Source organism: Desulfocurvus vexinensis DSM 17965 (assembly GCF_000519125.1).
Classification (GTDB): Bacteria; Desulfobacterota; Desulfovibrionia; order Desulfovibrionales; family Desulfovibrionaceae; genus Desulfocurvus; species Desulfocurvus vexinensis.
This window is the reverse complement of the sequence record NZ_JAEX01000038.1, coordinates 1-11,526: the sequence shown is the minus strand read 5'-3', so window position 1 is coordinate 11,526 and position 11,526 is coordinate 1. Positions and strand designations below refer to the sequence as shown.

Sequence of the window (11,526 nt, the reverse complement as noted above, 5' to 3'; positions counted from 1 at the left end):
CTTGCGTGCCTCATCCCCGGTTCCGGTCGGCCTATGGCCTCCCTCCACCGGGGAGGAGGCTCCTCTGCCCCTCATTCCATCCTTCGTCATCGAACACCTCCTGGGGATCTCTTACTCCCAATTCGGTGTCCAAGAAAACCGTACACCGCCCCACCCCATAGAAAAGGAGAACCGACATGTTGCCTACGAAGAAAAGTCCCCCCAAGCAGGATCACGCCGATCTCACGGTGCTGGTATACGGCCCGAGCAAGATCGGCAAATCGACCTGGTGTTCCCGGTCAGAAGGCGCGCTGTTTCTCGCCACCGAACCGGGACTGAATTCGCTGGATGTTTTTCAAGTCCCCATCAGGAGCTGGGAAGAGTTGCTCGCCGCATGCGGCGAGATCGCCGAGGGGAAACATCCTTATAAGACCGTCATTCTGGATACGGTCGACAACGCCTACCGGATGTGCAGCGACTACATCTGCACGAAGTTCAAGATCGAACACGAGTCCGACCTCGGCTACGGCAAGGGGTGGGCGCTGATCAACAACGAGTTCCACCGTGTCCTGACCAAGCTGGCCTTCCTGCCATACGGACTCGTCCTGGTATCCCACTCTCAGGAAAAGGAAATCGAGACGCGGACCGGCAAGTACATCCGCATTATCCCGACGCTCCCCGACAAAGCCCGCAAGATCGTGCTGGGCATGGTCGACCTGATCCTCTTCTGCGACCTGGAAGTGACGAGCGACGAGAGCGGAAAACCGGTCTACCGCCGCGTCATGCGAACCAAGCCCAGCCCCCACTACGAGGCGGGCGACCGCACGGGGAGGCTTCCCGACACCATCGACCTCAATTTCCAGGCTTTCATTGAAGCGTTCAACAGGCCGGCGGCCGCGCTGAGGGCGAGTGCCCCGCGGTCGGTGCCGGCACCGGGGGACGGGCAGGACAAGAAGCCCGCACCCGCCGGTAAATAAACCCCATAGATGGAGGAACAGACCATGCAGAACGAAGACTACGGACATTTTGACCAGCCCCGCGGCACCGAGGACATCGACCTCGCACAGTTCGACGACGATTTCGAACATGCCGAGGTCGAGGAACGCGAGTTCGAGACCATCCCGGACGGCAAGTACCAGGTGAACGTCGAGCGGGTGGAACTGACCCGGGCGCAGACCTCGGGAAATCCCATGCTCAAGTGGACGCTGCGAATCCTCGCCCCGAAGTTTCGGGGAAGACTCCTGTGGCGCAACAACGTCATGGCCACCCGCGAGAACATCAAGTGGCTCAAGACGGACCTGCACACCTGCGGGTTGGATCTGGACAAGCTCTCCGAGCTTCCGGCCAACCTGGAGAAGCTCATCAACGTCAAGCTCGAGATCACCAAGCGCACGCGCGGCGAGAACGAGAACGTCTACATCAACCGGCGCATCGTGCTCGAAGACGGCGGAGACGAATACGACTCGGCGGCTCGTAACGCCCTGGCCCCGTTCTGACGTGAACCGGGTCACCGTCGTCGTCGACACGCGGGAGCAGGAACCCTACGCCTTTGAATCCGGTTGCACGGAGGTCGTCCGCCGCGCCCTCCCCGCCGGGGATTACTCCGTCGAGGGGCATGAGGATTCCGTGGCGGTGGAGCGAAAGACCCTTGAGGATTTCGTCTCCACCGTCATCCGATCCCGAAAGCGGTTCACAAAGGAACTGCGCCGCCTCTCCGAATACGCCGCCGCGTGCGTCGTGGTGGAAGCGGATCTCCGGGACATCCTCGGAGGCCGCTACCGCTCCGGAGCGCATCCCAACGCCGTCCTGGGAGCACTGCTTTCCATCGTCGTCGATTTCGGCATCCCGGTGTTTTTCTGCTCCGACCGGCAGGCTGCCTGCCGGTTCGTGGAGGAATTTCTACACAGGTATCACCGGAAGGTATCGAGACGATGCGAACAAGATCAAACAACCAATCCGTAACCGTCCGCGGCCGCGTCGAGACGGTCTTTTACGCCGGGCCGCGGTTTTCCGCAGGCCGTCTCACGACGGCCGACGGCGACGAAGTGCAATTCGCCGGAAGGCTCTTCGCCCGTGAGAACGAACCGGTTGTGCTGAACGGCCGCTGGGTGACACACCCGAAGTACGGCCGACAATTCGAGGTCGAGGGTATGGAATACGATCTCGATCTGGACGCCGACGGTCTCGCCAACTACCTGGCCAACCACCCGGAGATGAAAGGCATCGGCCCGGTCAAAGCCCGCTTGATCGCCGAACGCTTCGGTCATGATTTCGACCGGATCATCTCCGACGAGCCCGGACAAATCGCCGAGGCTGCAAGGCTGTCGCCGGATGCCGTACAGAAGCTCCGCTCAGAGTGGCTCAAGACGCGGGAGACCAACAAGGCGATCACCTGGTTGGCCGCCTTCGATCTCACCCATCACCAGGTAACGAGCCTGGTCAAGAAATTCGGCAACGACGCGTTGGGACTGCTCAAGGCAGATCCATACATCATCGTGCGCGAGGTCCGCGGCTTCGGGTTCAAGCGCGTGGACAAGATCGCCAGGAAGATGGGCACCGCCAAAGACGACCCCGCGCGTATCCGGGCCGGCGTTCTCCACTGCGTGAACGAATCGCTGGATCAAGGCGACTGCTGGATCGAGTTCGAGGAGTTGGTCGACCAAGCCAACGTGCTGCTGGTCATGGACGTCCTCGACAGCCGCGACCGTATCGAGCAGGCGCTTGACCGGCTCATCGACGAGAAAGCCCTGGTCTGCGTCTCCCACGGCGGGAGGTTCATCGTAGCCAAACCTGAAATCCGTGCGATGGAGGAGGACCTGGCAAAGGTCTTCCGGAACGGCGGAGCGCCCAATCCGCACTTCCCCGGCCAAGACCGGTTGTCCGACATGGTCGTGGAAACCGCGCCGCAGCTCAACGCGGGTCAGCGGCAGGCCGCCGTCACAGCGATTCGTCATTCGATTTCGCTCATCTCCGGCGGAGCGGGCAGCGGCAAGACCTTCACCGTATCCGCCATCACCGGCGTTTACGAGGAACAGGGGCTGCGCGTCATCCTGGCCGCGCCCACGGGCAAGGCCGCCAAGCGTCTCGAACAGGTCGTCGGACATCCGGCGGGCACGATCCACCGGCTGCTGGGTTTCAACGGCAAGGACTACGCCCGGGGACCGGACGATCCCATCGACGCCGACGTGATCATCGTCGACGAGGTCTCGATGGTGGATGTGCCCCTGGCTTGGCACCTCTTTCAGAGCATCGACCTCGAGCGGACCGCCGTTGTGCTGGTTGGAGACCACAACCAACTGCCTCCCGTCGGACCGGGCAATCTGTTGCGGGACCTGGTTCAGTCGCGGATGGTTCCCACGGTGCTCCTCGACCAGGTGGTACGGCAGGCCGGCATCCTGAAGGAGAACAGCATCGCCGTCTTGAATGGCGAGGTCCGCAAGACGAGCGACGCCGAACCCTCCGGCCGACGGGCTTGGTACGTGGTGGATCAGTTCACTGATCAATGGGACGCGCAGCGGTTCGTACTGGACCTCTTCGAGAATGTGCTCGTTGAACGCCTCGGGTTCGACCTGTTGACCGATGTCCAGCTTCTGACCCCGACCCACAAGGGACCGCTGGGAACACGCGATCTCAACTGCGAGCTTCAACGTCTGGTGCAGCGCAGACTCTGGAATGTCGAAGTGCCCCCGACGCCCCCCGGTCGCCGGCCCAAGTTTCTCGCGCATGACAAGGTCATCCAGACCCGGAACAACTACGAGATCGGCGTCATGAACGGCGCGATGGGCGTGGTGCTCCACGTCGGCCGAGACGGCTCTCTGAGCGTGGACTTCGACGGCATCCCGGTGGAGATCGAGGCCGGTTCGCCCAACCTGCAGGACATCCAACTCGCCTATGCCCTGACGATCCACAAGGCGCAGGGCTCCGAGTTTCCATGCGCCGTGGTGGTGGTCCACAAGGCCCACTCCTTCATGCACCACCGGAACCTTCTCTACACCGGCGTCACGCGGGCCAGACAGACGACGGTCCTCGTCGGGGACCGCTGGGGCATCTCGAACTGCGCCAGAAAGAGGAAACAGGACGACCGCCGAACGTTCCTCTCCCTCCTGCTGGATGCAGGTCGCCTTGAGGAATCCCGTGTTCCCGCGACGACCGGTCAGTAGCGAATGGACATTCTTGGAGCGGAGCGCGCATGGCATTCGAACGTCAGGACAACGTGAGGGAGTATTACCGGCGGGTCACCGAGGTCGACATCGGTATGGTCGCGCGGGAACTGCTCGGCGCTCACATCCTGCATGAATCCGACCGCCTGCTCCAATGCGACTGCCCGAACCACAGTAGCCGATCGCACCGGTCCCTTCATGTCATGCTCGACAAGCAGGGTTGGTATTGCTTCGGCTGCGGCGTCGGCGGCGACGTGCTCCAGCTCGTGGAGTTCATCCAATCGGGCCAGGTGACGCGAGGACAGTCCGGCCCCATGCCGGAGAGCCATCAGCATGCCCGCGATTTCCTCGCGGCCAAGGCCGGGCTGCCGTCTTTGGCCAAGCACGGACTCTCGCCCGAGGAATTGGCCGAAGCTGAGGCGGAGCGCCTGGTCGAGTTGCGCGTCCACGATGTGCTGACGGCCCTGGCGGAACACTATCACGGACGGCTCAAGGACAACCCCGAGGTACTCGAATGGGTTCGGTCAAAGTACGGCCTTACCGTGGAGACGGTCGACAGGCTCCTCATCGGCTATGCGGACAACGACGGCGACGAGGGAATCGTCCGGAAGTTGACCTGCAAGGAGCGCGGTTTCTCCCCGCGGGATTTGGCGGCATCCGGCGCGTTCCGTCCCACCAACCAAGACGGACTTGATCCATTCTTCGACGGGCGCGTCGTGTTTCCCTACTGGAGCCGCGGCCGCGTCGTTTTCATGATCGGACGCAAGACACCGTGGACGCCTGACAAGCCATGGGAACAAGGAAAATACAAGAAGCTCCCGGTCCACGACGAAAACACACGCAAACACATAGCCCCGTGCATCGACAATAGTCATCTCTACAACGAGGACTGTCTGCTCGCCGACCCGGAGCGGTTGATCATCACCGAGGGCGTGACCGACTGCATCTCGCTTATGGAACATGGCTTTCCGGCAGTGTCGCCGGTGACCGTCCGTATCCGCGAGGCGGATTGGGAGCGGCTGCTGCCGCGCCTTCGCAACGTAAAGACGGTCTACGTCTGCCAGGACAACGAGATCTCCCAGGCTGGTTTGAACGGCGCGCTCAAGACAGCAGCGGTCCTTTCCGAGCACCGCATACAGACCCGTCTTGCGCTTCTCCCCCTGGATGAAAGACGCGAGAACGCCCGCCGGGAATTGCGGGAGCGGTTCGGTCTCGACGCCGCGGTGGGAGCCCGCGAACTGACCAAGCGCCTCGACGGCCGGACCCCGGATGAAACCCGCGAGGCCGAGCGCCTGCTCTCCGAAGCCAAGATCGACGTCAACGACTACTTCGTGGCCGGTCACTCCGCCCAAGACTTCGAAGAGTTGCTGGCAAAGGCCGAGACGCCCTTGGAGTTCGGCATCTCTCATCTACCGACGGACGTCTCGGAAGAGGAGCGCAACCGGCTGCTCGAACCGATCCTGCGCGAAGCCGCATACCTCTCCCCGCTGGAGCAGAACCGCCATCTGAAACTCATTCAGGAGCGGTTCGGCAAAACGGGACTCTCGCTGGCCACGCTGCGCGATCAAGTGCGAGCGGTGCAAAAAGAGCAGCGGTCTCAGGCCAGGCAGGAACGGAAGCGGGAAAAGCGATCATCGGATGCATCTCCCGGATCGTGCCGGGCACGGATCGAGGAAGTCCTGCTTGCGACCGAAGAAGAACGCGGCTCGCCCGACTTCACCCTTGCCGCCGAAGCCGCCTACGAATGGTTCGCCGCCCACGGGGCCAGGTTCTTTCGCACGCCCCAGGGCGAACCGTTCATGTTCTTCGAGGACACGATCCTGTGGATGGACACGCCCGACCGGGGCCGTAAGCGGCTCTACGCGTCCCTCATGTACAAGCACACCGGGATGGTACAGACCACCGGCGGCGGCCGCACGTTTTACGAGGTACTGTCAAACCTGGCGGTGGAGCGCGGACAGGTGCGGGAGCATTTTTCCTGGCTTCACACGGACGTGGCCAGGGAAACGATCTACTTCAACCTGAACAACACCGACCACGAGATCGCCAAGATCACCCCGGAGGGAGTCGAAATCCTCAAGAACGGCGGCAATGCGGACGGGATCATCCTGGACGGTTCGCGGAAGATGGCACCGATCCGCTTCCTTGCCGACGCCGACCCCGCGGAAGCCGACCGGCTCCTTGTGGACCTGCTGCTCGACAATCTCACCTGCGCGCCGGGGGATCGCGTGTTGATCCTCTCGTGGCTATCCTGTTTCCTCCTGATCGATTTCGCCGGCACAAGGCCGATGACCCGGTTCGAAGGGCCAGCGGGATCGGGAAAGACCACCGCGAGCAAATTGATTTCGGCGCTGCTCTACGGTGAGCCCCAGCAGAAGAAGAGCACCGACGCGGCCAACTATACCGACGGCTCGCAAAACCCGCTCATCGTCCTCGACAACATCGAGGTCAAGCAAATGACCGAGGACTTGACGACCTTCATCCTGACCAGCATCACCGGCATCGCCAAGGAAAAGCGCAAAAGCGGCACGGATACCGAAACGGTCATCGAGCGGACCAAGTGTCTGCTCAACACCACCGGCATCGAACCGCTGGGAGGGGAACTCGCCGAAATCCTGTCCCGCTCGTTCATCATCCGCTTCGATATGGGCGAGCAGGCAAGCGACTGTTTCCTTGAAGCCAAAATCCTGGCCGCGCTCCGGGAGCACCGCGATCTGATCGTCTCTTCCCTGATGAAGCGCACAAGCCACCTGCTGGCCATGCTCCGGGCCGGCGCTCAGGAGAAGGTGATGCGGCTTCTGCACCGGAGCCTCGGAAACCACAGCAAAAGGCGATGCAACGATTACCTGAGCCTCATGTACCTGATGATGCTCGCCGGGGAACAGCAGGAAGTGATCGACCGGGCGTTGGAAGAACTCCATCCGCAGTTTGTGGGCCGGATCGCCACGCTCAACAACGTCAGCCTCGAGACCGCCCGCGAATCCAATCCCATCGCCACCTGCCTGGCGGCGCTCTTCAAGGCCTACCGGCACGCGCTCGAAGCGGACCGGGAGAGCACCGCACTGAACGTCGCCAAGACCAACAAGGCGGCCTTCCTCGAACGTTACCAGCTCGATTTCAAGAACGAAACCACCGTCGAGGGCGCTCTGGCCCGCGATCTGTTCGTGGCCGTCAAACGGCTGTCCAAAGATTTCGGATTGTCCTTCAGCATGAACTCGGTGCAGCAGTTCGCCCAGCGTTTCTCGAACGACTTGAACACCATCCGCCAGGCCGGGTTCGAGATCGTCGTCAATCGGTCGGAGCATTCCGTCCGGCGCACCGCCACCTACGACATCACCTTCCTCGTCTGAGCCTTTTCCCTACCGCCGCCTCCTTGTGCGAAGGGTACCCTTCGCAAGCCGCGAAGGACCTTCGCACCCGTAAACCTCGTCATATCAAGCTGTTGAGCCGACACTGCGAAGGTGCGAAGGGTTTCAGGGGTTCACCCCCCTTACTCAGAAAAAAATACCGCATGCCGTGATCCCGTGTCTCTCGCCGGATCACCGATTGTTTTTTCGGTCCACGCGGGAGTGACCCTCTCTACATCCTTCGCACCTTCGCATTCTTTATTCATATCTATCAGTAATATCAATCATCTACAGCACTGCGAAGGCCCCTGCGAAGGTTCGAACCGCATTCATCGACCTTCGCACCTTCGCATCCCGGCGGTACGGACCCCGCTCCGGTAGGTATCCCATGAACGGAAACCACCCGATTGGAGCAGGGAACGTGAGCCTTCTCGAACTCATGATGCAACAGACCGCCGGAGGATCAGCCCCGGTCGATACGAGCAATCCGTCGGTCGATGTCTCCAGGCCGGAGACATCGGAAGCAGCGGAGCGCAACGACCCGCGGGAAACCGCCGATCCCGATGGCACCGCCCTCTATGCGGCCACGAACCTGGACTCCTGGGAAACCGACAAACCTCGACACTTCGCACGGGACGTGGGTATCGACGGCGTCTGCTATCGCCGTCTGGACCCGGAATACTACGCCTGGCTCCGGCACAAGATGGCGCTGGCCAAAAAAGCGCTGGAGACAGGACGACTCGATTCCGCCGCCTTCGACGGATTGCGAACCCGCTTCAACGACATCCATGCATGGGCCGTCGCACGTTTCGGTGAGAACGAGCTTCTCGCCGCCGTTCGGAGCCTCGATCCCAAGGCATATCCTTCGCCATCGATTGACCCGGCCGCCCAGAGCCATCCCGCTTGTGCCGCACCCGTCTCTCCGGTTGCATGTCCCCCTGGACCGGCTGTCGAGCAATACCTTTACCCCGAGGACGGGGAGTGGCGTTTTACGGAGAAGGTCCCGCAATCGGCAATCGGCAAGGTCGATGCCGTCCGGGACCAGGCGCTTTCCCTCGGCTGGTCCGAGACGCGGCTCTATCAGAACCGGGGACGGTTCCGCTTCCCCTGCGGCGAAGATTTCGGACTCGTCTGTTTCGTCGATGCCAACGAACGCATCGGCCAAGTGACCCGGCAGTACATCGAGATCATCGGCCCGCCACCGCGGGAGAACCGTCTTCGTTTCCACAACCCGGACGTGGATCAACCATGGCTCAAGAGAACGAATCCAGAAACATGAAACGGCCCTACGCCAATGCCAGGGACGTTCTGCCGTCCGAGGTGCTCGACACCGTCCGGCGGCATTTCACCGGTCTCCTCTGGGTGCCGAGTGACGTGGGCTTTTACGAGGAACGCCGCAAGCTCGTGCTGGCGCTCAAGGGACAAGGCGTGCCCACCCGCGAGATCGCCCGGCTTTCCGGCGTGACACCCCGCCGGGTGCGCCAGATCGTGGCTCAGAGCTGCGAGGAATCCATTCCGACGCATCGCGATTCGCTCCGGTAGGTATCGAGGGGGTTTCCCCTGAAGAGGGCGAAATCCACCTTCCGCCCCGAACCCCGAGGTGCCGAAACGAAAAGCGCGGTGATCATGGCAGACGACAAGGCCCAAGACAGGATCGGAAAACACGACGCGGGTCAGCTCAAACGCTGGCACCGCAACGCTGCGCCCGAGCAGGAGGTCCGCAAGACCGCCAAGGCTCGGACCGGCAGCGGCGCGGCTCCGGGCAACCAGAACAGCCTGCGCCACGGCATCTACGCCGACCGCTTCCTCTCACCGGAGGAGCGTCCCCTCTTCGAGGCCATCATCGGCCAGCTCTACCTGGACTTCGTGTTCAACAAGAGCTCTGACTTCATGCAGGTCGAGCTGGTGGCGGTCTATTTTCTCAAGCTGGGACGGGCGCAGGAGTCCGGCGACTGGGACGCCGCCGAGCGGCTGGACCGGATGATCCGCTGCCACCTCAAGGACCTCAAGGCCACCAAGATCGCCCGTGAGGGTGAGACATCCCAGGGACCGGAGACGACGCCGGCCGAGTGGGCCACGGCCCTGCTTGAAAAGCTGGCGGAGTCCCAGAAGAAACCGGCCCGGAAAACGACCGCGAGAGGGAAAACACGGAAATGAGGTCGGATAACACCACCGCCCGCCATGCAGCGACCCGCGAAACACGCGGACTTGCGGCCATCCCCGGCCTGGGAATGTCGGATAAGACGTGTTCTCTGACATTCCGAAGCCGCCGGTCACCGGAAGGTTCTCTCAACCAATGCTTCCGCCCGGCTCCCGAAGGCTCCGATGCTGCCCGCATCATTGCCTGCGGATGTGTTCGGGGACGCGACTGTAGGCTGACTGTCTCTTGCCTCTGTCATTGCCTGTCCGAAGGCGGGAAAGGAAAAGCGGCCCGGGTGGACCGCTTGGCTTCCATGGCCGGCGGAGGATCAGAGGCGCTCGAGGGCGTCTTCCAGCGCGCCGTCCACGAGGTGGGTGTAGACCTGGGTGGTCGACAGGTCCCGGTGCCCAAGGGCCCGCTGGACCACCAGGATATCTCTGGTCCGGCTGTAGAGGTGGGTGGCGAAGGTATGCCGCAGCGCATGCGGACTGAGTTTCTTGTCGATGCCAGCAGCATTGAGCCAATACTCGAGCCGCCTGGCCACCTGCCGCTCGCAGAGCCGCTCCCCGCGGTTGGAGAGGAACATCGCCCGGCATTCGCCGTCGCCCCGGCGTCGGCGCTCGGCCAGGTAACTCCGCAGGAGGGAGCGCAGAGTGGACTTTAGAAACTTCACTTGCGGGACGGAGCCCTTGGCGAGCACGCGGAGATGCTTGGCGTCGAGGTCCACGTCCTCGATGTCAAGGTCGACGAGCTCCTGCAGCCGGATGCCGGTCCCGAGGAAGACCTCGATGATGACGCGGTCCCGGACTGCCAGCGAGGATGCCCTGCCGCGAAGTTCCTTGAGCAGACGGCGCTTCTCGGCCTCGGTCAGAAACTTGGGGGGAGTCCGGGGAAGCCTGCGAAGGGTCAACGACCCGGCCGGATTCTCCCGGACGATTCCGTTCCGCTCGGCCCAGGCGAAGAACGACCGGACGGCCGCCTTGAACCGGTGCATGGATGCCGGCGACCGCACCCCGCCCCCGGCCGAGGTCGTTACCTGTGGTGAGGTCAGCGCCTCGTCGATCATGGGGCTGGTCACCTCTTCCGGGACGATTCCCGGATGCCTCGGGAGGAGCGCCTTTGACAGGTACGAGAGGTCGCGCAGGTATGCGCTGATGGTGTTCTCCGAACGTCCTTCGGCCGAGAGCCTTCTGCCGAAGGCCTCGAAGGCGTCATCGAAACCACGTCCCGGCGGGACGGGTTCAGGACTGCTCAGCAGCCGGAGCCTCGATGCTGTCGTGTTCGTCATCGCGCTGTCCTCCTTTCTTGGCGCTCCGGCCCATAGGTGTGTCCTTGGGCAGGGGCAGCTTGTCGATGCGGCCGGTATCCTTGGCCCAGATCAGAAACATGCGGAGCACCCGCTTGGTCTTTTCGACCGTGGGCGCGGAGCGCTCCCGCCCGTTGGGCAGCTTGAGCAGCGCATCGGATTTGAAGAATTTTCCCACGTGGGGGATGAGGATGCTGGACAGTTTGCGTTCGGCACCGAAAAAGGCCTCGATCTGCTCGAAGTCCTTGCCGTAGGTGTAGAGCGTTGGGGCGGTGTACGGTTTTCTTGGACACCGAATTGGGAGTAAGAGATCCCCAGGAGGTGTTCGATGACGAAGGATGGAATGAGGGGCAGAGGAGCCTCCTCCCCGGTGGAGGGAGGCCATAGGCCGACCGGAACCGGGGATGAGGCACGCAAGCCGCCCAAGAGGTTCTGGGCCAAGCACAAGACCGAGGCTGTGCTCAGGCTACTGCGTGGTGAGGACATCGAGATTTTGAGCCGTGAACTTGGCGTGACCGCCGCCGCCCTGACCCGCTGGCGGGATCAATTCCTTGCTGGCGGTGCCGAGGGGCTCAAGAAGCGCTCACCCAAGGA

11 protein-coding genes are annotated in these 11,526 nt (G+C 62.5%); 9 read left to right on the top strand and 2 right to left on the bottom strand.

Features of this window, described 5'->3' with window-relative positions:
• The first annotated feature begins 176 nt into the window (after nt 1–176).
• The 8 genes from G495_RS19360 to G495_RS0113990 all read left to right on the top strand — a co-directional run bounded on the left by G495_RS19360 (nt 177) and on the right by G495_RS0113990 (nt 9,643).
• Entirely contained in the window at nt 177–956 is a 780-nt protein-coding gene (locus tag G495_RS19360; protein ID WP_051445402.1) for an ATP-binding protein, read from the top strand.
• A 9-nt stretch (nt 957–965) separates the two neighbouring features.
• The gene (locus tag G495_RS19355) at nt 966–1,475 is read left to right on the top strand and encodes a DUF669 domain-containing protein (RefSeq protein WP_245588446.1); all 510 of its coding nucleotides are present in this window, start codon (nt 966–968) and stop codon (nt 1,473–1,475) included.
• 1 nt (nt 1,476) lies between these two features.
• Nucleotides 1,477–1,941: an ERCC4 domain-containing protein gene (locus G495_RS0114010; protein ID WP_028588306.1), complete on the top strand. Its 465-nt coding sequence runs from the start codon at nt 1,477–1,479 to the stop codon at nt 1,939–1,941.
• Entirely contained in the window at nt 1,911–4,139 is a 2,229-nt protein-coding gene (recD2, locus tag G495_RS0114005) for an SF1B family DNA helicase RecD2 (RefSeq protein ID WP_028588305.1), read from the top strand. The genes G495_RS0114010 and recD2 overlap by 31 nt, the downstream gene beginning before the upstream one ends.
• Nucleotides 4,140–4,168: 29 nt before the next feature.
• A complete protein-coding gene (locus G495_RS0114000; RefSeq protein WP_028588304.1) occupies nt 4,169–7,489 on the top strand; it encodes a CHC2 zinc finger domain-containing protein in 3,321 nt (1,106 codons plus the stop codon).
• 418 nt (nt 7,490–7,907) lie between these two features.
• Nucleotides 7,908–8,765, top strand: coding sequence for a hypothetical protein (locus G495_RS21845; protein ID WP_156939718.1), 858 nt, complete (start codon nt 7,908–7,910; stop codon nt 8,763–8,765).
• Nucleotides 8,762–9,028 (top strand): helix-turn-helix domain-containing protein, encoded by a 267-nt coding sequence (locus tag G495_RS0113995; protein WP_035252381.1) that lies wholly within the window; start codon nt 8,762–8,764, stop codon nt 9,026–9,028. The genes G495_RS21845 and G495_RS0113995 overlap by 4 nt, the downstream gene beginning before the upstream one ends.
• Nucleotides 9,029–9,112: 84 nt before the next feature.
• Complete coding sequence (locus tag G495_RS0113990; RefSeq protein ID WP_051445404.1) at nt 9,113–9,643, top strand: hypothetical protein; 531 nt, start codon at nt 9,113–9,115, stop codon at nt 9,641–9,643.
• Between the two features lie 311 nt (nt 9,644–9,954).
• Here G495_RS0113990 and G495_RS19350 read toward each other — a convergent pair whose 3' ends face one another.
• Nucleotides 9,955–10,914: a tyrosine-type recombinase/integrase gene (locus G495_RS19350; protein WP_084458306.1), complete on the bottom strand. Its 960-nt coding sequence runs from the start codon at nt 10,912–10,914 to the stop codon at nt 9,955–9,957.
• Nucleotides 10,868–11,110, bottom strand: coding sequence for a hypothetical protein (locus G495_RS19345; RefSeq protein ID WP_051445401.1), 243 nt, complete (start codon nt 11,108–11,110; stop codon nt 10,868–10,870). The genes G495_RS19350 and G495_RS19345 overlap by 47 nt, the downstream gene beginning before the upstream one ends.
• A gap of 150 nt (nt 11,111–11,260) precedes the next feature.
• Between G495_RS19345 and G495_RS23010 the strand changes: the two genes are divergently transcribed.
• The coding region (locus G495_RS23010) for a helix-turn-helix domain-containing protein (protein ID WP_156939634.1) at nt 11,261–11,526 on the top strand (266 nt) is incomplete at its 3' end.